The organism is Acinetobacter sp. YH12023 (genome assembly GCF_013420135.1).
Taxonomy (GTDB): Bacteria; Pseudomonadota; Gammaproteobacteria; order Pseudomonadales; family Moraxellaceae; genus Acinetobacter; species Acinetobacter amyesii.
In genome coordinates this window covers 162,411-186,094 of sequence record NZ_VOYU01000001.1, presented here as the reverse complement: position 1 = coordinate 186,094, position 23,684 = coordinate 162,411, and the positions used below count along the sequence as shown (strand labels likewise).

The following is a 23,684-nucleotide window of genomic DNA, read 5'->3' as shown; positions in this document are numbered from 1 at the left end:
AATATACTCACTGAATTGGTATAAATAATGCTAAACTTTTTACAGTTTTAAATCTGTTACTTTCACTATGACCGCAAAAAATTTATACGCCTACACGCTAGAGCCAGTGGCTTATGAAATTTCTGAAGCAGAACAACGTTATGCTCAACTTGTTCTGTCTCGCAGTAACTTCAAAATTGGCAAAAAAGCATGGCTAATTATGGGTGCAATTCTTGCACTGGCACTCTTGGGCCTCATCTTTATTAAGAACTATTCAACAGTATTTTGCTGGGTAGCTATTGTCTGTGTCGTGATTTACTTCCTTGTGCGTAAATTCGGTATCGAATGGTATGCGAAACGCAAACTGAACGAAGTCCCTGTTCAAGAAATTAAAGGCATCCGTATGGGTGTTCAGCCGCATGGGATCTCTATGCAGCAACGTATGGGCGCAAACATGGGGACGATGACTGTCGGTTGGAAAGACATTCATGAATGGTATGACACCAAAGACTTCATCCTTTTAAACTTTAAAGTGAAGGGTCAAGACGGTGCATACATCTTGCCTAAACGTATGGATAGCAAGAAGTTTCCATTTTCGACCATTCGTAAACACTTAAATGAAACTGTAGGCCCAGCTAAACCAATTTAAGCCTAACAGACATTTGTTTATAAAAAGCCTCCTCTCTTTGGAGGTTTTTTATGTGTTTAATTTTTGAATAATTATTGATAATTACAATAATGAGAATGAATATTACTTACTTTTTCCACATTCTCTACTACATCATCGTTTATAATTCGTCGCAATTCAGCAACCTTTTATCAATATTAAATCCATCATGTTTAAGAAAACCCTTTTCCAGATTCACTGGTTCTTGGGGATTAGTGCCGGCTTAATACTCTCGCTCATGGGGGTTACAGGTGCCATTTATTCCTATGAACAGCAAATACTTAAAGCAATCAATCAGGACAGTTATGTGGTTCAGGCTCAACAGCAGCCTAAACTAACCCCTGCTGAGCTTTATCAGCACTTTAGTCAGTCTGATCCTGACATGAAAATTAATAGCATCTCTATTGCCTCAGATGCTACCGCCTCAAGTACCGTGAATATTGTCAAAGAAGGTGCTCGTCGTGGCTATAACATGATGGTTAACCCCTATACAGCCGAAGTTTTACCTGAAATTAAAGGTCAAAAATTCTTCCAGTTTGTACAGCAGCTACACCGTAATTTAACTGTTGGCCCTGTTGGTAAACAAATTACCGGCGCATGTACACTGATGCTGATTTATTTTGTATTGAGTGGTTTGTATCTGCGTTGGCCAAAAAGACATTCTGTAAAACAATGGCTTGCAGTAAAACCGAAGCTCAAAGGACGTAATTTCCTATGGGATTTACATGCAGTCGTCGGCACATGGGTGATTGTTTTTTATCTCATTTTGGCATGTACAGGTCTGTACTGGTCTTATGATTGGTGGCGTAATGGCATGTTTAAAGTCATGGGCGTTGAACGTCCACAGCCCCAGTTACAAGAAGGTCCAAAAACGAATGGACAACCTGCTGAACAGGCGGGTGCAAAGCAAGGTGGTGAAAAACAAGCCACTGCAGCAGGACAAACTCGTGGTGAACACCAAGCACGTTCTGAAAGAAACCCTGCAACGTCGAGTCCCTCTGAACACGGCTCTCAAGAAAACAAACATGGTGCTGAAGGTCGCGGAGAAAAACGTGGTCTAAAACCAGAACAAGTGAATATTGCCCTTACCCAAAGTTGGAATGGCTTTAATCAAAATATTGGTCGTGAATACTCAAGTGTCACTTTTAATATTCCGAAAAAAGCCAATGGTGAATTAGAAATTAACTTTGTGGATGCCGTCCCTCAACATGAACGTGCTCGCAACAAAGCGACTTATAACTACAAAACGTCTGCTCTCACCGATATCGAGTTATACGAAGATAAAAAATTAAATGAAAAAATCATGACCAGCATGTTACCTGTGCATCGTGGTAGTTTCTTCGGACCGATTTATCAGTTCTTTGTGGTTATTGCATCCCTCATGATGCCGCTGTTCTTTGTCACTGGATGGATGCTCTATCTCAAACGTCGTAAACAGAAAAAACTGACACAGCAAGCTCGTCAAAGCTTAGCACCTGTTGCCATCGATCCAAACGCACAGCCTTGGTTAATTTGCTATGCATCACAAACAGGTCAGTCTGAACAATTGGCATGGCGTACAGCAACAAGCTTACAAGAGGCTCGTCAGCCCGTCACAGTGAAAGCTGTTCAGCAACTTTCTGCTGATGACTTAACGCAAGCCGCTCAGGTTTTATTTGTTGCAAGTACTTATGGCACTGGCGAAGCACCTGACCTCGCTTCAAGCTTTGAACGTAAACTGATGACACAAAGCCTCGATTTGAGTCATGTTCAGTTTGCCGTATTAGCTTTAGGTTCAGAAGAATATCCTGATACTTTCTGTAGCTTTGGTCATGCGATTCATCGTTGGATGCAGAGTAATGCGGCGAAGCCCCTGTTTAACACGATTGAAGTCAATAATGGCGACACCCAAGCCATTCAAGCATGGAATAGCGCTTTAGCCAAAGCGACTAAACTTGAACTTCAGCACATGCAAATTGAAAAAACTTTTGATGCATGGACATTGACCAAACGTGATTTACTCAACCCGAACAGTTTAGGTGCACCTGCATTTAATATTGAGTTAAAACCGCAACATGAAGCCAATTGGCAAGCGGGTGATATTGCAGAGATTCAGCCGGGTAATAGTGCTGAACGTATTGCAAACTTCATGCAAAAGTATCAGATTCAGAGTCAGCAAGTGGTTGATTCTACTCAGCAACGCATTGAAGATGCATTATGGGATCGTAACCTAAATACGGATGTCGAACCATTTGCCAACCTTGATCACTTGCTCGAACAGCTTCCACCGCTTCCAACTCGTGAATACTCGATTGCCAGTATTCCAAGTCAGCAAGTATTACGCTTAGTGGTACGTCAGCAGTCCAATGCGGATGGTGAGCTTGGTTTAGGCTCTGGTTGGTTAACACAACATGCAGCGATCAACAGCACACTACAACTGCGTATTCGTACCAATGAATCATTCCATCTGATTGCAGATAATCGTCCTGTGATTTGTATTGGTAACGGTACAGGTATTGCAGGTTTACTCAGCCTGTTACATACACGAGTTCGTCAAGACTATACGCAAAACTGGCTGATTTTTGGTGAGCGTCAACGCGCACATGATTTCTTCTATCAAGACATCATTGAAGCATGGCAAAACACAGGCTTAGTTCAACGCATAGATCTCACCTTCTCTCGTGATCAAGCGGAGAAACGCTATGTGCATCATGAGCTACGTGACCATGCGACCTTATTAAAATCATGGGTAGAACAAGGTGCCGTGATTTACGTCTGCGGTAGTATCAATGGTATGGCAACGGACGTTGACCACGCACTGATTGATATATTAGGTGAAGACGTTGTTGCTGAACTGCGTCAAGCTGGGCGTTACCGTCGTGATGTTTACTAATAAGATGTTTACTCATAAATAGTCCCAACTAAAAACCAGACCTCGTGTCTGGTTTTTTTTCGCTATACTTAGGCCAAATACGAATACTGCTTTAATTTTTTGCATGAAAAGAATACTACTGCTTTGTGTAGGCTTGCTGCTCTGCGTAGATGCCATTTGGTTACTTACATTAGATAAAATTCATTTAGGCATCCTTTTACCCTTAGTCATTGGGTGTATTTTTATTTTATCCGGACTATTTTCAACCCAAATCCACAATATTTTAGATCAATACCCTAAACTCAAAAGGCTCTGGCGTGCTACATGGTGGTTGTTTTGGCTTTGGCTATTGAGCCTTTTACTGTTTTTTGCGTATTTACACTTCAATAGCCAGCAATCCAAGCCATTTACTTCCGTCCAAGCCATCATCGTTTTGGGGAGTGGTATTGAAAATGGTCAACCCTCTCCGACCTTAAAGGCGCGTCTCGATGCCGCAGCACCGTATGCCTTGCAACAACCCAATACTATTATGATCATGACCGGTGGTTTAGGCTTTAATGAAAAAATGACCGAATCTTCCGTCATGAAACGCTATTTACTTCAACACTATGACATTTCAGCGGCAGGCATATATGAAGAAAGTAAAAGTACCAGTACAGAACTCAACCTGATCAACAGTAAAATGATTTTAAAACAACATCAGATTTCTCTTGATGCCCCCATTGCAATTGCCAGTAGTGACTTTCACCTTCCACGTGCAAAAGCAATTGCACGAAAGTTAGGCTATACACAAGTGTATACCATTGCAGCACCTACACCGCTTTACATCCGCTACAACTCTTGGTTACGTGAATATTTTGCCTTTTTGAGTGGTTTTGTACTCAATGAATATTAAAAAAGCCCTTGTTTGATCAGTAAACAAGGGCTTTTTATGCTGTAAATAAACCATTAATTTAAACGAATACTACGTGGCAAAGGAATTTTAAGGTTTTCAAAGATTTCTGGGCGCTGTTGATAAACTTGATATAAATAATTTTTAATATCTAACAGCATCTTTTCAGGTGCAACCAAAATATTTTGTCCTTCTGGGGTTAAATCTAAAGATACTGTAGTGCTCTCGCTGCGTAAAAACGGAATGACTTTTTCGATAAAGTCTTTTAATGAAATTTCCTGAATTTCATAATTGGACCAATTGTCTTTAATTAATAAACGTGCCAAACCACGGTTTTGCCAAATGGCGAAGGAACGTTGACCTGTAGGTGTCGCACAAAGTGCCCAACCATCTTGATATAACGCAATCACGCCACCTTGAGCGACCATATTTTCAATAAATTGTTTATAGGTTTCTTGAGGATTGTAATTTGTAGTTTGAGTTTTAGACGCTGCCTTGCGCTGATATGGATTTCTCATAGATCACATACAATATTAAAATTATTATAGAGCGGATTCTATGTAAATCAGAAAATTTAGGCAAGCTTTTGGATAAAGAAGTTTCTATAGAAGAATATGGTGGGCGCTGACGGGATCGAACCGCCGACATTCTGCTTGTAAGGCAGACGCTCTACCAACTGAGCTAAGCGCCCTGAGCGAAGAGTAACAAAGCGAAGCCTTGTCTGAGCGCAAGAGAAAAATCAAAGATTTTTCTAAAGGCATTCTCTTGAACAGAGATTTTTAAGATAAATGGCGCAGCGGACGGGACTCGAACCCGCGACCCCCGGCGTGACAGGCCGGTATTCTAACCAACTGAACTACCGCTGCATCACGTAGTTTCTTTCGAAACACAACCTATATCTTAAAAGATATGGTGGGCGCTGACGGGATCGAACCGCCGACATTCTGCTTGTAAGGCAGACGCTCTACCAACTGAGCTAAGCGCCCTTAAAGGGTACAACAATTATATTCTTTGAAATGGCGCAGCGGACGGGACTCGAACCCGCGACCCCCGGCGTGACAGGCCGGTATTCTAACCAACTGAACTACCGCTGCATCGCAAAAAATATGGTGGGCGCTGACGGGATCGAACCGCCGACATTCTGCTTGTAAGGCAGACGCTCTACCAACTGAGCTAAGCGCCCTCAAAAGGTCTATCATGTAAATGGCGCAGCGGACGGGACTCGAACCCGCGACCCCCGGCGTGACAGGCCGGTATTCTAACCAACTGAACTACCGCTGCACTTACACAATGTCGCTATTGTGGTTCAAACGAATCAAGATTTAAAGTGGCGCAGCGGACGGGACTCGAACCCGCGACCCCCGGCGTGACAGGCCGGTATTCTAACCAACTGAACTACCGCTGCACTCTAAATATCTTAACGCTGAAAAGGTTTGGTGGGCGCTGACGGGATCGAACCGCCGACATTCTGCTTGTAAGGCAGACGCTCTACCAACTGAGCTAAGCGCCCTTTTCAAAACATGTTCATCGTTTGATGAGGTGCATTATAGAGAATCCTCACGGTCTGTCAAACGCTTTTCTAACTCTTTTCCACTTTTTCTGTTTGAGTGATTAAAAAATAAGTTATATTGCGGAAAAATCAGTATTTTTGAACATTTTTTAGCTATAAACCTGTAAATTTATTACTAAAAATATGACTTATATTCTGCATCATTCACATAAAAAACAGTTTTTCGCGTGGACTCATAACTAATCATTCAGCGAACCGACGATTAATTCATCACATACACTACATTCTAAAACACCACAGTGTACAAAATACATTCAAACACGATTTTCTGTTAGTTTGCGTGTATTACTTCTGACAAAAAACGCCTTTCAAACTCACTTTAATTCTTCAAACCATGGTTTGATGTCATGAATTTCGGCTTTCATGGCTTGTGCTTTTAACGACGTGTTCAATGTTCAGTGATGTAAACCAAAGCATTTAATGGAATCAATTGATAAAGTTCTACAACATCGCTGTTTCGCATGCGAATACAACCATGTGACATCGGTATGCCCATAGGCTCGCGATCTGGTGTGCCATGGATATAAATATAACGTTGATAAGTATCACAGCCCTCACCTGCATTAAAGCCGGGTTCTAAACCACTGAGCCATAATATTCGAGATAAAATCCAATCCCGATCAGGGTGTGATGCAGCAAGTTGCTCGTCGTAAACCTCTCCGGTCCACTGACGTGCTTTAAAAACTGCATTTTGAGGTTGTTGTCCACCAAACTTTTCAGCCACTTGATGCCAGCCTCGTGGCGTCTTGCCACTATTTTCCTGCTCACCAATGCCATTTTTACCCGATGAAATGAGGTAAAACTTATTCAGTTTCGGCAAAGTTAAAGTTTGATCTTTCAAGTTAATCAGGATATCTGCTTGATCTTGGGTATATTCAGACATGCTCTTGCTCTTTCTGCTTATCTTTATCTTGTGGTTTAGTCTGCGGCGAATGTTCAATAGTCCGCATCTGATTTGGCTCTGGTCGTGTCCATAACCAAATGCCAACAATCAACATGGTTAAGTCAGTGAAAATCTTGACGGCAATCGGTGCTGATGTAAAAAGCATAATCAGACCACTCACAAACATCATGATCGATGCAAACCATTTTGCTTTGCGTGGGACTGTGCCATTTTCGCGCCAAGCGCGTAAGGTTGGCCCATATTTAGGATGATTCAACAACCAAGCATCCATTTGAGGCCAACCTTTTGAAGCCGCCCATGCCGCTAATATTAAGAAGACTGTCGTGGGCATTCCCGGCAATAAAGCCCCTATAAAGCCTAAAATGACAAAGACAACCACTAAGCTTCGCCAAAACAACGTCTTCATACCGCTACCCTGAACTTTCAATTCAGGTAGTATAAGATGTTTTTAACAATTATCCGTTGTTATTCTGCATTATTCAAAAGGTTTCAATATGGCTGTAGCCCCGACAACATCGTCTTATTTTGAGCCATGGTTGCAATTTAAACAGCCCTTAGTTCGCCAATTAGCTTTCTGTATTGCTAGCCCAAATATTCTGCAGCAAATTCCCAATGAACTCGAAATCCGCTATCCCTTTCATTTTCATCCAAACGAGCTTTGGCAAAAACATTTTGAAGCCTACCTTCCCCGTTTAAAACAACTCGAACAACACCCAAGTTCATTAGTAGAATTTTTACAAAAATTAAAAAGTACTCGCCTTGGTTTACGTTTCGAAATGTTTATATGGTTTTGGCTTCTCGATCACCCATACCATCCCTACCAGTTACTCGGACATAGCATTCAAAAAATTGACGGCCCTCGTACAGTAGGTGAACTCGACTTTGTTTTAAAAAATACTGAAAGTGGTGAAGTTGAACATTGGGAAGTGGCTTTAAAATACTATCTAGCAGAGCGCGATTTTCAATTACCCTATTGGTATGGCTTAAATCGTAGTGATACTTTGGCTCGAAAGCTTAATCATTTTACCCAAAAACAATTCCAATTTGATGAAGCATTTGGGCAGCAGATTCAACAGCGCTATTGCGTTTTAAAGGGCCAATTATATTTACCTATTCAGCGTACCAACGCATTGCCAAACTGGGTCAATCCTGCGCGTAGAATAGGTCAATGGGGACATGTCATTCCCTCAAAAAGTCAAGGTTACTATCGCCTACAACGACATGAATGGATCTGCGTGCAGCAGCAACCGACGAGTGCAACCGCACATTGGTGGACAGATGGTTTATATAAAAAAGACAGTGATGAAAGCTATTATATGTATAGACAGCCACGCTTGGTTTTGCCGCAAACAATTTAAGACTCAATGCACCATTTAGTAGAAATTTACATTTATTTACTCAACCACCGTAAAAACCACCTACTGTTTGATACGGCTATTTTTTAATCTAAATCTCACAACAGAATAATTTAGTCCTCTAAAAATTATTCTTTCATAATGGAGATTACATTCAATGAAAAAAATTTTAGCTGCATCACTTATGGTTGCTTTCGTACTGACAGGTTGTAATACAGTAAAAGGTGTTGGTAAAGACGTATCTAAAGCTGGAGATGCTGTAACCAATACTGCTGAGAAAACTTCGGAAGAAATTCGCCGCAATTAATTTCTTTCCCAAGAATTTATAAAAGAGCCCTATTTTTTAAATAGGGTTTTTTTACGTCTAAATTTCCCTTCGCTTGTCGATTCGCCTATTATATTGCGACATTTTTGACTTCTGTATTTAGCATGACCTCAACAGCAACTCTTGATCTCAGCCTAGAACTACTTCGCCAACCGTCGGTGACACCGATTGACCATACCTGCCAGAACATTATGGCGGAACGTTTAGCCAAGATTGGCTTTAACATTGAAAATATGCGTTTTGATGATGTAGATAATCTTTGGGCACGTAAAGGGACTGAAGCACCAGTATTTTGTTTTGCAGGTCATACTGATGTAGTACCTACGGGTAACTTGGATGCATGGGGTTCTGACCCATTTCTTCCTGAAATTCGCGACGGTAAACTGTATGGTCGTGGCAGTGCAGATATGAAAACCGCGTTGGCAGCTATGGTTGTCGCTTCAGAACGTTTTGTTGCGAAGCATCCAAATCATAAAGGTTCGATTGCCTTTCTCATTACCTCTGACGAAGAAGGCCCTTCGATCAACGGGACCGTCAAAGTTGTTGAAACGTTAGAAGCGCGTAATGAAAAAATGACGTGGTGTTTGGTGGGTGAACCTTCTAGTACTAAAACACTTGGCGATATTGTTAAAAATGGTCGTCGTGGTTCGCTAAATGCCAATTTAACGGTTAAAGGTAAACAAGGGCACGTTGCTTACCCACATCTAGCAATAAACCCAATCCATACTGCGTCAAAAGCACTGGCTGAACTTTGCGATACCGTGTGGGACAATGGTAACGAATACTTCCCTGCAACGTCGTTCCAAATTTCCAATATCAATGCCGGTACAGGTGCAACCAACGTTGTTCCGGGCACGATGAATCTACTGTTTAACTTCCGTTATTCAACTGAAGTAACGGCAGATGAACTCAAAGCACGTACCTTAGAAATTCTAGATCGTCATGGCGTTGAATATGACATCTCTTGGACGTTATCTGGTTTGCCATTCCTAACCCCTGTAGGTGAGTTAGTGAATGCCGCACGTGATGCCATTCGAGAAGTTACTGGGACTGAAACTGAACTTTCGACCAGTGGTGGTACTTCTGATGGTCGATTCATTGCGCCTACAGGTGCGCAGGTGCTTGAACTGGGTGTTTTAAATGCCACGATTCACCAAATCAATGAACATGTCAATGTGGAAGAATTGGAGCCACTTTCTGAAATTTACGAAAAGATTTTAGAAAACCTGTTGGCTTAAATATTCCCTGCATAGTCAAAAAAAAGGAACTCCATTGAGTTCCTTTTTTTATATCGCGTTTTGCAAATACTAAGCTGCTTGAAGCCCAATACTGTTTTGAATATTAGCTAAATTTGGAATATGAAATACCTGATCGGCCATGCGTACATATTGGAAAATATTGGCGTCTTTCACAGCTTTTTCTTCATCAACCACTTCAGAAATACGCAGACGAATGGTTTTCGGCATTTCATTACACATCAGTGCAAAACGCTGCCCAACATCATCGCCTTCAATCACCAAAGCCACGCCCTGATTTTTTGCAGGATCATTGACCGAGAAAACAGGCAATTTCAATTCATGCCATTCAACAAAAGGAACCTTGGTTGCACTATCGAGCGCTGATAGCACAATATTTTGTGGCAACAACATTGGCTCTTTACCATGACAATCAATGATATATGCATCGATAAACCCGGTAGATACCGTAATGAGATGTTGCAGTTCCTGCTGATCAATTTTATCACTGACAACCTGAGAAACAGTATTTTGGCTCATAGATTACCCCTGCTTTTCTGCAATTAAAGCTTCAATATTGGCAAGCAATTCAGCTTCTTGGAACGGTTTACCCATATAGTGAGTCACACCTAAGCTAAATGCACGCTCACGATGTTTTTCACCTGTACGCGATGTAATCATAATGATTGGCAAGTCACGGTGAATGTCGTGGTGACGGACTAAGTTAGTCACTTCGAAACCATCCATACGTGGCATTTCAATATCGAGTAGCATCAAGTCTGGACGGACATTTTCAAGCTGCTCAATTGCATCCACACCATCTTTCGCTGTCACAATGTCATAACCTTGACGTTCAAGTAAGCGTGAAGTCACTTTACGTACAGTTACCGAGTCATCGACAATCATCACTAAACGACGCGCATTGGCTTGACGTCCCAAATCACGCTGTTCAGCTGAATGTTTAACACGCTGCGTAGTTTGAATTTGACGTGCAATATTTTGCCCATCCAAAATCAAACATACATGACCATCACCTAGAATCGTGGCACCTGCAATCGCGGCTACACTGGTAAATTGTTGACCAATTGGTTTCACCACGATTTGAGAACGTGAACCCACCAGCTGATCGACCAATAAAGCAATGGTTTGACCACTGTTGCCTTTAATTAGTAGTACAGGCAATGAATGGCCGACATTATTTAAACGTGGAATTGGCTGATTACCCACAAACTCTGATAGATAACGTAATTTGTAATTGGTGTTGTCAAATTTAAACACGTCATCATTACTATTGAAATAAGTTTCGAGTGCCGTAGGTGCAATACGGACAATACGTTCAATTTGCGCTAATGAAATCGCATATTGCTGATCGCCCGCTTTCACCATCAAGGCATCGCTGACCGCTACTGTCGTTGGTACACGAATGGTAAAGGTCGTCCCTTTACCTAACTCAGACTCAACGGAAACATGACCACCCAAGGCTTTAATTTCACTTTGCACCACATCCAGACCAACACCACGACCCGAAATTTGCGTTACCGCTTGTGCCGTTGAGAAACCTGGATGGAAGATCAATTGCAAGATTTCTTGTTTATCGAGGAACTGATCCGCTTTGATTAAACCAAGTTTTAAGGCTTTGTCTTTAATTTTGGTTTCATCAATCCCTTTACCATCATCACTGAAAGACACCAGTACATCAGTACCCTGACGACTAATGTTCAAGACGATGCTACCCACTTCTGGCTTTTTCAAAGCCAAACGGTCAGCAGTATCTTCTAAACCATGGTCGACCGCATTACGCAGCATATGTTCAAATGGTGTCACCAAACGCTCTAAGATCGTACGGTCCAATTCACCTTCTGTATTTTGAACAATCAATTCTGCAGGACGGTTCAAGGTCGAAGAAGTTTGACGCACAATACGTTGTAAACGTGGTAACAAACGATCAAATGGCACCAAACGGGTACGCATCAGACTTTCTTGAATTTCTGACTGAATACGTGATTGCTGTAATAACAAACCTTCCGCATCACGGATTTTTTCTGCCAAAGTACTCTTGAAGTCAACCAAATCCGACGCAGATTCGGCTAGAGATTTTGACAATTGGTTAATCGATGAATATTGGTCCATCTCCAATGGGTCGAAATCCGCATAGCGTGAATTTTCAGAACCATGTTTGGCAATAATTTGTGACTCAAGCTCACCATCCATTCGACGTAACTGGTCAGCAAGTCGCTTAATTGCTAACTCCATTTCATTCAAGGTATTGCCTAGCTGACCTAAGTCCATCTCAATACGTGAACGGTTAATCGAGTTTTCGCCTGATAAGTCAATCATCTTCTCGACGAGATCAGCCGAAATACGAATCATCTCATTACTGTTATCAGAAGAATTGGCTTCAGACCATTCACCCAACATAGATGGAGGTTCAACACCATCACCTTGAATAAATTCAAAGCCTTTACTGACAATACCTTGTTCTAATTCTGCAACACGGTTTGGCAATTGAACCGTAACATCCACATACTGAATGGATTCTAAGCTCAATTTGATGCTGTCAAAATTACTATAGTCATGGTTGAAGATTGCTTCTTTTAACCATGCCAACGTCGTTTTGAGTAAGCCGTCATATGCATTTGAGTTGAAATGATGAACCGCAAAATGCTCAAACGTCGTCTCAAGTTGATACGCAATTGCGGCAACAGGTTCATTTTCAACCATACGCGCACCACCCTTAATACTATGGGCAGCACGTTGTAATTGAAGCAATACGTTACGGTCACTACGTTGCTCAGTCCATTGATTTAATAATTGAACGGCTTGTTCAAGAATTTCTTCAGACTCTTCAAGGAAAGTTTCTTCCATGACAGAACGTAGATCATCATCTGGATGCTCAACATGTTCAGCAACCGCATGTTCAAGATGTTCAACAGCAGACTCAGTGTGAGCCGTCGTTTGAGCTTCAACCACTGCTTCTGCTGTGTCTTCAGCAACATCCATCGGCTCTGACACCGATACATCTTGCTCTACTGCTGCTTGTTCAGTTTCAGCAGAAATAGGAGCCGAAGCCAATCCGACTGGTTCTGAATGCTCCCCTGCCACAATTGACTGAATATTCTTAAGAATATCGATCACATTATTCGCTGGGTAGTCGATCCCTTGGTCACGAATGGTTTGAATACGATCTGAAATATCATCCTGCACCAAACGAATAATTTGAATTAACGCAGGCGTAATCGAAATTTGCTGACGAATAATGCGCTCATAAATCGACTCCAATTCATGCGAAATTAAACCCACATGAGACGCGGCAATCATATTTGCACCACCTTTTAGGGTATGCAAATAGCGCATTAAATTATTCAAAGCTGAAGTATTGGTCTGATCACGTGTCCAAGTACTGAGGTCTTGATCAATCCCCACCAATAATTCTTCTGCCTCTTCAATAAAGATCCCTAAAAGATCTTCATCAAAGTCATTATTCGCATCCGCCGCTTGCATCTGTTGATGATCAAGTTGAATACGCTGACTTAATTGTGCAAAGTCTACTGCTGTTGTATTTGCAACAGCGGCTTTATCTTCTACAGTGGTAACAGGTTCAGCAACTACATGGGCTTCTGGTGTTGTCGTCGCTGCAACTGCTTCAATGTCTTGTTGAACAAATGCAGTCAGCTCATTTAAGAAACGCTGAACCTCTTCACTTAACACCACACGCTGACCCGCCGCTAAAGTGTCAAATAAGTGAATAAACTCCTGATGTGCTTGCGCAAATAACTCATAGCCATAATCAGCATGGAGTAATTTAGGCTTTTCAACTAAAGACTGATACGCTGCACGCAGTTGAGTTGTGAAATCATGGATTCCAACAGACGCACGATTATCCGTATGTTCGATCAACTCTAAAGCTTGTTGACTAAGCTGTTGAATATAGTCTGGGAATTCAGCAAGGGCACGTTTATCAAACTCAAATTCAGCATCTAATAACTGATCAATATTTAATTCAATTAGTTTAGAAACCAAACCTTGCGGATTATCTTCAGGCGCCAATTGATCTTGGCTAGCAAAACCATAATCATCCCAAGCAGCTTTGAAGGTTTCATAAATAGATGCAAGATTTGCCTTATCTCCTGAACGCAGCACGTGTAAATAATCACGAACAAATTCAGCATATTGAATCAATAAAGCAGTTTCTTTCGAGCTCGATACGATTTCGTCTTGTAATAAGGTTTTGAATAAGTTTTCAACTTTTGAACTGGCTTCAAAAATCTCTTCGATTTGCGCCATTGACGAACTACCACGTAAGGTGTGTAGCGCGCGAATCAAGCCATTATAGTCTTGTGATTTACTGTCATCTGATTGGAGGAACTGATCAATCGTTTGTAGATGTTCTTCAGCTTCTTCAATAAAAATGCTCACTGTCTCTTCGACCAGTGATGCATCTGCATCCACTTGTTCAGGAGCAGGTTCTGATTCAACAACCGCATCAATCGTGTTTTCAAGCACTTCTACAGGTGCTGTAGCTTCAACATCAGTCAGTTCTAAACCAGTGACACCATCTTCAGATTTTAATTGATCTGCCAGTTTTAATAATTCTTCGAGTGCAGGCTCAAGGCTAATATTTTGTTGTAATTGTTGCCCCATTAAAACCAATGGACGTAAGTCAACATCCAATTCGGCAACATTTTTAAACCGTGGATAGAGCTTATATTGATAAACATTTAAAACTGTTTGTGCAAACTTTTGAACGGTCGGCGTTAACTGTACTGAACCCGCAATGACACGATTCAGTGTATCTTCAACTGCCCATGCAGTTTCACCCGCCGATTTTGCCCCGACCATACGACCTGAACCTTTCAGGGTATGGAAATGACGACGAATCGTCGTTAAAGTGTCTTTATCTTGTGGATTTTCCAACCAAGTTGTAAATAAACCCGCCAGTTCTTCAAAGATTTCTTCTATTTCTTCAACAAAAATCTCTAAAATTTCTGCATCTTGATCAAGATAACTATCTTCAGGAAGCGTAGTTGTTTCAACTAAATTTTTTAATATTTCTTTCATAGCTAAGGCTTCTTATGTTTTGCCACCAAGAAGGTTGCTCAAACTTAATTGTAACCATCACCTAAGACTTAACTGTGACGTTAAGTTCACCTTATCGATGTGTTATCTGTAATCGGTGCAGTACCCTAGCCGCAGCTAAGGTACTCCAGGTTTGCGCCTGACTTACTCTGGGAGTTTAAAGTCAGATACAGATTCACGTAATGATTCAGCCATGTTCGCCAATTCAGATACCGAACGTGCAGTATCAAATGTTGCACTGGTGGTTTGCGAGGTAATTTCTTGTACAACGTTCATCGTTGTCGCAATATGACCTGCTGAAGCAGACTGAAGTTTTGCAGCATCCGAAATGTTTGCAATCAGTTTCGCCAAGTTACCCGATACAGACTGAATTTCATCCAGTGCTACGCCGGCATCCTTAGACAAGTTCGCACCACGTACAACTTCCGAAGTCGTTTGTTCCATTGAAATTACGGCTTCGTTGGTATCCGTTTGAATGGTTTTTACCAAGCCTTCAATCTGTTTGGTTGCAGACGCTGAACGTTCCGCAAGACGCTGTACCTCATCCGCTACCACGGCGAAACCACGACCTGCTTCACCCGCCATCGACGCCTGAATTGCTGCGTTTAATGCCAAGATGTTTGTTTGGTCGGCAATATCGTTAATCAATGCGACAATATTACCAATCTCTTGTGAAGACTCACCCAAACGTTTAATACGTTTTGAAGTTTCCTGAATCTGTTCACGAATCGTGTCCATACCTTCAATTGAACGGTTTACGACATCTGCACCGTTTGCAGCAATTTGTACAGAACGTTCTGCTACGACAGCTGATTCTTCAGCGTTCGAAGATACTTGGTCAATCGACATTGCCATTTCGTTAATCGCGGCAGATGCACCAGCAATCTCTTGCGCCTGATGTTCAGATGCTTCTGCAAGCTGGTTGGTAATACCCTGCGTATTTGCCGTATATTGTGCAACTTCTTGAGAAGTTTCTGTAATACGCGATACAAGGTCACGTAATTGGTCGATTGCGAAGTTAATCGAGTCGGCAATCGCACCCGTAAAGTCTTCAGATACCGTCGCATACGAACGTAAGTCACCGTCTGCAAGATCGGCAATTTCATCGAGTAAACGTAAAATCGCGTTCTGGTTACGGTCATATTCTTCTTGAAGACGGGTTACACGGAATTTATCCGATTGACCACGTAAAGAAAGAAGTTTGAACACACAGATTAAGAAGGCTGTTAAGGCAAGAATCAACATTACCGCAGGTAAAATGGTTTTCAGACCTGTGCTAGAAGACAATTGATTTAAGTTGTCCAATAATTTGTCTGACTCAGCAAAAATTTGTGAAGATGCTTTACGTACGTTCACAATTTGCGTTGAGTTTTTCAAAATTGTCGCAGCCGCTGATTTTAATACATCGTCATATTCAGCTTTAATACCTTCAAGAGACTCACGTAATTCAGGGCTTTCAATACGTTGTACACCAAGCTCTGTACTACCATCCAATTGGGCATTTAAGTACAAACCGAAGGTTTCAGTATCGGCACTGAAGTCATCTGCAGACTCACGTGAGCTATCAGAACCTGAAAGCACCGAGCTGATCGAACGTAAAATACGTTCAGCAATGAATACCTGGTTTTTCGCAATAACCACCTGGTTCGAAGGCATGTCTTGACGTGCCATTTGGTCGACCATCAAGTTATATTCAGCCTGAATCCCCGGAATAGTTTCACCAATCGCGATGTTCGTGTCATATAACTTATTAATGATTTTTTGTTGCGAAGTAATCAAGTCAATACTTTTTGAAACCTCAGCCCACTGCGTATCTACAGATTTCAGCGCATCTGTATTTGCATGAATGTCTTTTACAGTTTCTAAGTTTTCTTTGAACGAATCTTGAGAGGCAATTAATTTTTTCATTGCATCTTCAGTACCTGATGCAGTTGCTTCAGTTGCTTGACGCGAAATTGTTTGCGAAAGAAGACGGAGTTCACCCAAACTTTGCGTTAATTGGTTACCGCGAGGAACGCTATAGAATAGGTATAATAAAATAATCGTTGCCAGTACTAATGAACCAATCGCACCATAAATAAATGGTTTGGATTTTTCACTATCACCAAAAACTCGAGATAATTGATCTGTCTGTGATTGCAGTTTTGCCAGAAAAGCATTACCGCCTTTACGACCACTGGTGCTTTCACCCGTATTTTTCTTTTTAAGTTTAAAGCCCATTCAGCTTCTCCCCGATTACGCCTTCTTTCGTTCGTGCGCGACAATTAATTTATAAATTTTATAGATGCGTTCATGTATTTTGGATTTTGCAGTAAACGACTGAAGAGAAATACATTCCACTGCTGGTTATGCTGGTGGAAATACCCCTGACAATATTCCTGCAAATTTCGATCCAACTCATTATGTTTAGAAAAATAACTTTTCTTATTAAAGTGTTGAATACCCAAAACTTGATCGACTACCAAACCGACATAATGGTCATTATGACTAATACATAAAACTTTTTGAGTGGGTGAAAAACTACTTCGATGACCGGTTATATATTGTGCTAGGTCAGACAAAGAAAGTAAGCGTCCCCGAATATTGGCTAATCCCATCACCCAAGGTTGGGTATTGGGAACTGGCGTATATTTTGGTGGGTAGATCACTTCAGCTACTTCACCTAAAGGAGCAACGTAATATTGCCCCATCATCTCAAAAGCAATGCCTGACCATCGGTTTACTTCATTTTCAGTGGAAACGTAGTTTTTGTTTCCTCGTTTTGCGATTCGAAGTAATTCGATAAATCCATTTGCTGCCATAGAGCTTTATCCTGCATTGAGGTGTTGCTTAATCACATCAATTAATTGTTTTTCGTCTACAGGTTTAGTCAGATAATCAGAAGCACCTTGGCGTTTACCCCAAACACGGTCAGTTGCCTGATCTTTGGTACTTACAATGACAATCGGGATATGTTTGGTGGTCGCACCACGTGCAATTTGACGTGTTGCTTGGAATCCATTCACACCCGGCATTACCACATCCATTAAGACCAAATCAGGTAACTCAGCTTGAGCCATTGTCACCCCATCTGCCCCATTTGAAGCTTCAATCACTTCAAAACCGTGTTTACCTAAAATTTCTTTAAAACGGAATGTTTCTGTTGGTGAATCATCAACGATTAGGATACGTGCCATGCTTTTTCCCCAAAAAATAAAAAATCTAATTAAGCTGTAACGTGATTACGAATTGCATTCAGCAATTCATCTTTACTGAATGGCTTAGTCAAGTATTCATCAGAACCTACAACACGACCCTTCGCCTGATCAAATAAACCATCTTTACTTGAAAGCATAATCACAGGAATATTTTGATAATTTTGAGAGTTTTTAATCAGGGCACAAGTTTGATAGCCATCTAGACGTGGCATCATTATATCGACAAATACGATATCTGGATTCGCATCTGCAATTTTTGAAAGTGCTTCAAAACCATCTACAGCAGTGACTACTTCACATCCTTCACGCTGAAGCAGCGTTTCGGCCGTACGACGAATGGTTTTTGAATCATCAATTACCATGACTTTTAGATTTTGGAATTTATCGTCCATTTATTGACCCTACCCATTGAGGATGTACAAACAATTAAGTTAGCAGCATTATTATTTACAAGTTGTGAACATTTTTAACATATCTTTACTTGCGTTTTCAATGAACATTTTCTGCGCAAACACACAAGATTTCTTGTTTTTATTAACTGCTTCACACTTTCCGATGACCAACGATTTTTTTTTAACTTGGAATAGTATTTAATTGTCTTAATTAAGCATATTATAGCAAGATTATTACTTTAAAATAAGTAATTTAGTCAACTTTAAACTGGGGAGTACAAGGTTGAGTCCGCTTACAAAAAAAATTCACTTGATTGGCCTTAAACATTTCTCAAAAAAAATCATTCTGACGACTTGTTTACTGGCTTATACCCCGCTTTTATTTGCTGCACCAAACAATATGCAGCAACCACAAAAGGCGACTTGGTATCGCTACTATGACAGTAAAGGCGTAGCAAACATCAGTACCAATGTGACACCAAATCACATCCGCTATGGTTATGAAGCACTTGATCAAAATATGCAAGTGATTAAACGTAACCGCCCCTACAATGCTGAAGCTGACATTAGACAAGCTCCTCAGCGTGCTGCCCAAGCACGTCAGCAAGCGTCAGATATCAAACTTAAAAAAGCCTATACCAATAGCCGAACTGCAGCCATTAAAAAGCGTGATGCACTGACTGGTATACGTAAACAGATCGTGTTTGAACAAGAACAATTAAAACAATTACAAAATGATCGTGTATTATTTGTTCGTCAAGAACGTGAACATTTTCGAAAAGGTGAAACCGTTCCGGCAAAATTAAAAACAATGTTGGATAATAATCAAAAAAATATGGTAGCGAAAAAAGAATACATTCAATCGTTACAAACTCGCTATCGAAATACAGAAGCTGAATACGACAGAATTATTACGCGTTTAAAAGCGATGGAATAAACTTGTTATTCAATTGCTTTTGTAGACCGCTGATATAAGGACCATTATGCACTCTGCACAGCAATCATCCCCATTTTTAAAGCTTAGCCTGCTTTGCATAAGCCTGACTTTGGCTGCATGTCAAAAAGAAGATCCGCAGCAAAGTGTTAAACCAGAAAATAAGATTGAATTGATTCAACAAGATCTGGTCACGATCGAACAAGGCAACGCCATTTCAAAAACAGCCTTTACAGGTACCATTCGGGCGGTCAATCAGAGCAGTATTCAAGCCCAAGTCACTGCGACTGCAACCAATGTTAATGCAGAAGTCGGACAACGTGTCAGCAAAGGCCAAGTGTTGGTGCGTTTAAATAATCAAGACAATGCCGCACGTCTTGCTCAATCTCAAGCAAACCTTGCATCAACGCAAGCTCAAGCCAATCAAGCTAAACTGATGATGGACCGTAAACAGCGTTTGCTGAATCAAGGCTTTATTTCCAAAGTAGAGTTTGAACAAAGTCGTGTCGATTACCAAGCTCAAATGGAAAATGTTCGCGCTCAACAAGCCAATGTCGATATTGCACGTAAAGCCAATCAAGATGGTACCATTTATAGCCCTATCCAAGGCGTGATTACCAAACGTGATGTTGAACCGGGACAAACGGTTGCTGCCGGACAAACCCTTTTTGAAATTGTCAATCCAGACCAATTAGAAATTCAAGCCAAATTACCAAGTGATCAGCAAGCTGCACTGAAAATTGGACAAAAGATTGAATATAGCATCCAAGGTAATAGCAATTTACTCACAGCACAAATCAGCCGGATTTCACCGATTGCCGATCAAGCCAGTCGTCAAATTGAGTTTTTTGCAGCCCCAAATGAAACCATTACGTCATTAAGTATTGGTGCTTTTGTCGAAGGTCACATCTTAGGTACAGATAATATTTCAGGCCAAAAAATTCCACTCGACACCATTCAAAGTCTAAAAGATAAACCTTACGTCTGGGTCATTCGTCAAAATAAAATTGCCAAAGTACCTGTACAAATTTTGAATCAGAGTTATAGCAATAACACCGCGATTGTTCAGGGCTTACAAAATAGCGATCTGATCAGCCGAATTAAATTTAATGATTCAGATATCAAACAAGATGTAAGTATCAGCCAAAATTAAAAGAATAAGGCAGGACAGTTGTTATGTGGTTAACCCGAATTAGTGTGAAATATCCTGTTTTCACAATCATGATGATGTTCTGTCTGATGGTACTAGGACTCGCATCTTGGCAACGTATGGGTGTTGAAGAGTTTCCTGATGTCGACTTCCCTTTTGTTGTTGTCTACACCAACTATCCGGGTGCTTCTCCTGAGTCTGTCGAATCTGAAATCACCAAGAAACTTGAAGATCAGATCAATACCATTTCAGGCCTCAAGCAAGTCATTTCTCAATCCAGTGAAGGTTTATCCACGGTTATTGTCGAATTTAATCTAGATGTCTCGTCCTCTGTAGCTGCACAGGATATTCGAGATAAAATTGCACCAGTAACCGCACAATTTCGTGATGAAATTGATGACCCCATCGTAGAACGTTATGACCCTACTGCCAGTGCAATTATGTCGATTGTTTTTGAATCGAAGGACATGTCTTTACGTGATTTGAGTTCCTATCTGAATCAACGGATTGTGCCCCAGCTTAGAACGGTTCCCGGTGTCGGTACGGTCAATTTATTGGGTGATGCACAGCGTCAAATTCGTATTCAAGTAAATCCGCAAAAATTACAAAGTTTCGGGATTGGGATCGATCAAGTTATAAACACCCTAAAATCTGAAAATATTGAAGTTCCGGGGGGGACTTTAAAACAAAAGAACTCAGAATTGGTGGTCGAAATTAAATCTCGGGTTATTCACCCAAACTCATTCGGTGATTTAGTGGTTGCCAATAAAAATGGCGCGCCGATTTATCTCAAACAAATTGCCGAAATAGAAGATAGCCAAGCTGAAATGGAGTCGAGTGCTTATCTGAATGGTAAAACAGCCGTCGCTGTCGACATTCTAAGAAGTTCGGACTCTAATGTGATTGAGGTAGTTGATAATACCCGTAAAACCTTAAGTAAAATCCAACAGCAATTGCCGAAAGGCACGACCGCAGAAATTGTGGTTGATTCTTCAAAAGGTATTCGTGGCAGCATTAAAGACGTGGCACGTACGATTATTGAAGGTGCAGTACTTGCGGTACTCATTGTATTGTTATTTCTCGGCTCATTTCGTTCGACAGCCATTACAGGTTTAACCCTACCGATTTCGCTACTAGGTACCCTCACCTTTGTTTGGATTTTTGGTTTTACTATCAATATGATGACCCTACTAGCTCTCTCACTGAGTATCGGTCTCCTGATTGATGATGCTATTGTAGTACGCGAAAATATTGTCCGCCATGCCGATATGGGCAAGGACCACGTCACCGCTGCACTCGACGGCACAAAAGAAATTGGTTTAGCCGTATTGGCCACAACATTGACCATTGTCGCGGTATTTTTACCTGTGGCATTTATGGGCGGCATTATTGGGCGTTTCTTCTATCAATTTGGTGTAACCGTCAGTACCGCTGTACTGATTTCAATGTTTGTGAGTTTCACCCTTGACCCGATGTTGTCTGCTCACTGGGCAGAGCGCCACGATCCAAATAAAAAGCCGGGTAAAATCAAACGTTTTTTTAACTGGATTTCGGGCAAGCTCGACAACCTAAGCCATCATTATGAAAAATTACTCAAGCTTGCTTTAAAATTTAGGCTCATTACCCTTTTAATCGCCGTCGCGTCTTTATTTGGTGCATTAGGTTTATCCAAAATGATCGGAACTGAATTTGTACCCGTACCAGACAAAGGTGAAATTCGGATCAAATTTGAAACACCAGTTGATGCAACCCTTGAATATTCGCAGGCTAAGCTTAAGCAAGTAGATCGTATAATTCGCCAACATCCAGAAGTCAAAGCCACTTATGGTGCAATTAATAGTGCCACTGATCGGGGTAAAAACCATGCTAGCATTCGTGTCACTGTTTCACCACGTACGGAGCGTAGTCAAACATTAACGGATCTCAACAATGAATTCCGTACCCGCTTAAAACATGTAGCAGGTATTACCATTACCTCGATTGCCTCAGCTGATGAAACAGTATCGGGCGGCCAAAAGCCGGTAATGATCTCGATTAAAGGACCAGACTTAGATGAGTTACAACGCATTTCTGACCGCTTCATGAAAGAAATTTCGAAAGTCGACGGTATTGTCGACTTAGAAAGCTCACTCAAAGAACCTAAACCGACCTTAGGTGTACATATCAATCGCGTTTTAGCCAGTGATTTAGGTTTATCCGTCAATCAAATCGCCAATGTATTACGCCCTCTTCTTGCGGGTGATAATGTAACAACGTGGAAGGATGATAAAGGCGAAACCTATGATGTAAATTTAAGACTCACTGAAGATCAGCGTCGACTGCCAACTGACATTCAAAGCATGTACATCACATCACAAAAAACCGATGCTGCAGGCTTACCTATTTTAGTTCCATTGGCAAGTGTGGCAAGCTTTGAAGAAACACTTGGTGCTTCACAAATTAACCGTCGTGATCTGGCACGTGAAGTAATGGTTGAAGCCAACACAGCAGGACGTCCTGCGGGTGATATTGGTGCCGAAATCAATGAGATAGAGAAAAACTTCGACTTGCCACCAGGTTATAGTTTTGTCACGCAAGGTGCCAATAAAGATATGGCTGAGTCTGCGGGTTATGCAATGACTGCAATTACCCTCTCTATTGTATTTATTTATATTGTTTTGGGTTCACAATTTAATAGCTTCATTCACCCTGCAGCCATTATGGCTTCATTACCCTTATCATTGATTGGGGTGTTCTTAGCCTTATTCTTATTTAATTCAACCATGAACCTCTTTTCCATTATCGGGATTATTATGCTCATGGGCTTGGTGACAAAGAACGCAATTCTACTCATCGACTTTATTAAAAAAGCCATGGATCATGGTGTAGATCGTTATGACGCAATTATTGAAGCAGGTAAAACCCGTTTACGCCCCATTTTAATGACCACCAGTGCAATGGTGATGGGTATGGTTCCGCTTGCACTTGGTCTGGGTGAAGGCGGTGAACAAAGTGCGCCTATGGCACATGCCGTGATTGGCGGGGTGATTACCTCTACCCTACTAACACTTGTGGTTGTGCCGGTGATTTTTACCTATTTGGATGATTTCCGAAACTTCCTTGCACGTCAGGCCAAAAAAATCATGTCATAATGACAAAATCTAAAATGAGGTGACTT

The 23,684-nt window shown here is 41.2% G+C and carries 18 protein-coding genes and 8 tRNA genes; 9 read left to right on the top strand and 17 right to left on the bottom strand.

Annotated features, from left to right (window positions below; translation table 11 throughout):
* The first annotated feature begins 67 nt into the window (after positions 1-67).
* From FTT92_RS00890 to FTT92_RS00880, 3 genes are all read left to right on the top strand, one after another.
* Positions 68-628: a YcxB family protein gene (locus FTT92_RS00890; RefSeq protein WP_180110910.1), complete on the top strand. Its 561-nt coding sequence runs from the start codon at positions 68-70 to the stop codon at positions 626-628.
* 187 nt (positions 629-815) lie between these two features.
* Positions 816-3,518 carry a sulfite reductase flavoprotein subunit alpha gene (locus FTT92_RS00885; RefSeq protein ID WP_180171198.1) on the top strand — a complete coding sequence of 901 codons (2,703 nt, stop codon included), beginning with the start codon at positions 816-818 and terminating at the stop codon, positions 3,516-3,518.
* A gap of 103 nt (positions 3,519-3,621) precedes the next feature.
* Entirely contained in the window at positions 3,622-4,392 is a 771-nt protein-coding gene (locus FTT92_RS00880; RefSeq protein WP_180171197.1) for a YdcF family protein, read from the top strand.
* Between the two features lie 53 nt (positions 4,393-4,445).
* Here the strand turns inward: FTT92_RS00880 and FTT92_RS00875 are convergent, their stop codons facing one another.
* The 11 genes from FTT92_RS00875 to FTT92_RS00825 all read right to left on the bottom strand — a co-directional run bounded on the left by FTT92_RS00875 (position 4,446) and on the right by FTT92_RS00825 (position 7,269).
* Positions 4,446-4,907 (bottom strand): DUF2750 domain-containing protein, encoded by a 462-nt coding sequence (locus FTT92_RS00875; RefSeq protein ID WP_078191441.1) that lies wholly within the window; start codon positions 4,905-4,907, stop codon positions 4,446-4,448.
* 97 nt (positions 4,908-5,004) lie between these two features.
* Positions 5,005-5,080 (bottom strand) — tRNA-Val (locus tag FTT92_RS00870).
* 98 nt (positions 5,081-5,178) lie between these two features.
* A tRNA-Asp gene (locus tag FTT92_RS00865) sits at positions 5,179-5,255 on the bottom strand.
* Positions 5,256-5,299: 44 nt separating this feature from the next.
* A tRNA-Val gene (locus tag FTT92_RS00860) sits at positions 5,300-5,375 on the bottom strand.
* 31 nt (positions 5,376-5,406) lie between these two features.
* Positions 5,407-5,483, bottom strand: a tRNA-Asp gene (locus tag FTT92_RS00855).
* 13 nt (positions 5,484-5,496) lie between these two features.
* Positions 5,497-5,572 (bottom strand) — tRNA-Val (locus tag FTT92_RS00850).
* Positions 5,573-5,593: 21 nt separating this feature from the next.
* Positions 5,594-5,670, bottom strand: a tRNA-Asp gene (locus FTT92_RS00845).
* 47 nt (positions 5,671-5,717) lie between these two features.
* Positions 5,718-5,794 (bottom strand) — tRNA-Asp (locus FTT92_RS00840).
* Between the two features lie 29 nt (positions 5,795-5,823).
* Positions 5,824-5,899 (bottom strand) — tRNA-Val (locus FTT92_RS00835).
* A 448-nt stretch (positions 5,900-6,347) separates the two neighbouring features.
* On the bottom strand, positions 6,348-6,842 hold the full coding sequence (elsL, locus tag FTT92_RS00830; protein WP_078192250.1) for a cell wall-recycling L,D-carboxypeptidase ElsL: 495 nt from the start codon (positions 6,840-6,842) through the stop codon (positions 6,348-6,350).
* Positions 6,835-7,269: a YbaN family protein gene (locus FTT92_RS00825; RefSeq protein ID WP_180083637.1), complete on the bottom strand. Its 435-nt coding sequence runs from the start codon at positions 7,267-7,269 to the stop codon at positions 6,835-6,837. Before FTT92_RS00825 ends, elsL begins: the two co-directional genes overlap by 8 nt.
* Before the next feature lie 88 nt (positions 7,270-7,357).
* Between FTT92_RS00825 and FTT92_RS00820 the strand changes: the two genes are divergently transcribed.
* The 3 genes from FTT92_RS00820 (at position 7,358) to dapE (ending at position 9,781) form a co-directional block, all read left to right on the top strand.
* Positions 7,358-8,221, top strand: a complete 864-nt coding sequence (locus FTT92_RS00820; RefSeq protein ID WP_180083633.1) for a DUF1853 family protein — start codon at positions 7,358-7,360, stop codon at positions 8,219-8,221.
* A 154-nt stretch (positions 8,222-8,375) separates the two neighbouring features.
* Positions 8,376-8,525 carry an entericidin A/B family lipoprotein gene (locus FTT92_RS00815; protein ID WP_078191053.1) on the top strand — a complete coding sequence of 50 codons (150 nt, stop codon included), beginning with the start codon at positions 8,376-8,378 and terminating at the stop codon, positions 8,523-8,525.
* Between the two features lie 122 nt (positions 8,526-8,647).
* The gene (dapE, locus tag FTT92_RS00810; RefSeq protein WP_180083630.1) at positions 8,648-9,781 is read left to right on the top strand and encodes a succinyl-diaminopimelate desuccinylase; all 1,134 of its coding nucleotides are present in this window, start codon (positions 8,648-8,650) and stop codon (positions 9,779-9,781) included.
* A gap of 69 nt (positions 9,782-9,850) precedes the next feature.
* On the opposite strand, the gene FTT92_RS00805 is transcribed toward dapE, so the two are convergent.
* The 6 genes from FTT92_RS00805 to pilG form a co-directional block, all read right to left on the bottom strand.
* Positions 9,851-10,318 carry a hypothetical protein gene (locus FTT92_RS00805; RefSeq protein WP_078191055.1) on the bottom strand — a complete coding sequence of 156 codons (468 nt, stop codon included), beginning with the start codon at positions 10,316-10,318 and terminating at the stop codon, positions 9,851-9,853.
* A gap of 3 nt (positions 10,319-10,321) precedes the next feature.
* Positions 10,322-14,836 carry an Hpt domain-containing protein gene (locus FTT92_RS00800; protein ID WP_180171196.1) on the bottom strand — a complete coding sequence of 1,505 codons (4,515 nt, stop codon included), beginning with the start codon at positions 14,834-14,836 and terminating at the stop codon, positions 10,322-10,324.
* 162 nt (positions 14,837-14,998) lie between these two features.
* A complete protein-coding gene (locus FTT92_RS00795) occupies positions 14,999-17,074 on the bottom strand; it encodes a methyl-accepting chemotaxis protein (protein WP_180034510.1) in 2,076 nt (691 codons plus the stop codon).
* A gap of 44 nt (positions 17,075-17,118) precedes the next feature.
* The gene (locus FTT92_RS00790) at positions 17,119-17,655 is read right to left on the bottom strand and encodes a chemotaxis protein CheW (protein ID WP_078191058.1); all 537 of its coding nucleotides are present in this window, start codon (positions 17,653-17,655) and stop codon (positions 17,119-17,121) included.
* Positions 17,656-17,661: 6 nt separating this feature from the next.
* Positions 17,662-18,030 carry a response regulator gene (locus tag FTT92_RS00785; RefSeq protein WP_078191059.1) on the bottom strand — a complete coding sequence of 123 codons (369 nt, stop codon included), beginning with the start codon at positions 18,028-18,030 and terminating at the stop codon, positions 17,662-17,664.
* 29 nt (positions 18,031-18,059) lie between these two features.
* On the bottom strand, positions 18,060-18,443 hold the full coding sequence (gene pilG / locus FTT92_RS00780; protein ID WP_078191060.1) for a twitching motility response regulator PilG: 384 nt from the start codon (positions 18,441-18,443) through the stop codon (positions 18,060-18,062).
* 361 nt (positions 18,444-18,804) lie between these two features.
* Between pilG and FTT92_RS00775 the strand changes: the two genes are divergently transcribed.
* Genes FTT92_RS00775 through FTT92_RS00765 form a run of 3 tightly spaced genes read left to right on the top strand, consistent with a single transcriptional unit; the run spans position 18,805 to position 23,658 of the window.
* Positions 18,805-19,380: a hypothetical protein gene (locus FTT92_RS00775; protein ID WP_228144750.1), complete on the top strand. Its 576-nt coding sequence runs from the start codon at positions 18,805-18,807 to the stop codon at positions 19,378-19,380.
* A gap of 46 nt (positions 19,381-19,426) precedes the next feature.
* Positions 19,427-20,530 carry an efflux RND transporter periplasmic adaptor subunit gene (locus tag FTT92_RS00770; RefSeq protein ID WP_180171195.1) on the top strand — a complete coding sequence of 368 codons (1,104 nt, stop codon included), beginning with the start codon at positions 19,427-19,429 and terminating at the stop codon, positions 20,528-20,530.
* 23 nt (positions 20,531-20,553) lie between these two features.
* Positions 20,554-23,658 (top strand): efflux RND transporter permease subunit, encoded by a 3,105-nt coding sequence (locus FTT92_RS00765; RefSeq protein ID WP_180171194.1) that lies wholly within the window; start codon positions 20,554-20,556, stop codon positions 23,656-23,658.
* Positions 23,659-23,684: the final 26 nt, after the last annotated feature.

Coding starts and splice junctions, on each gene's coding strand:
- FTT92_RS00765 (WP_180171194.1), top strand. CDS start 20,554: ATGTGGTTAACCCGAATTAGTGTGAAATATCCTGTTTTCACAATCATG.
- FTT92_RS00885 (WP_180171198.1), top strand. CDS start 816: ATGTTTAAGAAAACCCTTTTCCAGATTCACTGGTTCTTGGGGATTAGT.
- FTT92_RS00825 (WP_180083637.1), bottom strand. CDS start 7,269: ATGAAGACGTTGTTTTGGCGAAGCTTAGTGGTTGTCTTTGTCATTTTA.
- pilG (WP_078191060.1), bottom strand. CDS start 18,443: ATGGACGATAAATTCCAAAATCTAAAAGTCATGGTAATTGATGATTCA.
- FTT92_RS00800 (WP_180171196.1), bottom strand. CDS start 14,836: ATGAAAGAAATATTAAAAAATTTAGTTGAAACAACTACGCTTCCTGAA.
- FTT92_RS00805 (WP_078191055.1), bottom strand. CDS start 10,318: ATGAGCCAAAATACTGTTTCTCAGGTTGTCAGTGATAAAATTGATCAG.
- dapE (WP_180083630.1), top strand. CDS start 8,648: ATGACCTCAACAGCAACTCTTGATCTCAGCCTAGAACTACTTCGCCAA.
- FTT92_RS00875 (WP_078191441.1), bottom strand. CDS start 4,907: ATGAGAAATCCATATCAGCGCAAGGCAGCGTCTAAAACTCAAACTACA.
- FTT92_RS00880 (WP_180171197.1), top strand. CDS start 3,622: ATGAAAAGAATACTACTGCTTTGTGTAGGCTTGCTGCTCTGCGTAGAT.
- FTT92_RS00815 (WP_078191053.1), top strand. CDS start 8,376: ATGAAAAAAATTTTAGCTGCATCACTTATGGTTGCTTTCGTACTGACA.
- FTT92_RS00770 (WP_180171195.1), top strand. CDS start 19,427: ATGCACTCTGCACAGCAATCATCCCCATTTTTAAAGCTTAGCCTGCTT.
- FTT92_RS00820 (WP_180083633.1), top strand. CDS start 7,358: ATGGCTGTAGCCCCGACAACATCGTCTTATTTTGAGCCATGGTTGCAA.
- FTT92_RS00785 (WP_078191059.1), bottom strand. CDS start 18,030: ATGGCACGTATCCTAATCGTTGATGATTCACCAACAGAAACATTCCGT.
- elsL (WP_078192250.1), bottom strand. CDS start 6,842: ATGTCTGAATATACCCAAGATCAAGCAGATATCCTGATTAACTTGAAA.
- FTT92_RS00890 (WP_180110910.1), top strand. CDS start 68: ATGACCGCAAAAAATTTATACGCCTACACGCTAGAGCCAGTGGCTTAT.
- FTT92_RS00795 (WP_180034510.1), bottom strand. CDS start 17,074: ATGGGCTTTAAACTTAAAAAGAAAAATACGGGTGAAAGCACCAGTGGT.
- FTT92_RS00790 (WP_078191058.1), bottom strand. CDS start 17,655: ATGGCAGCAAATGGATTTATCGAATTACTTCGAATCGCAAAACGAGGA.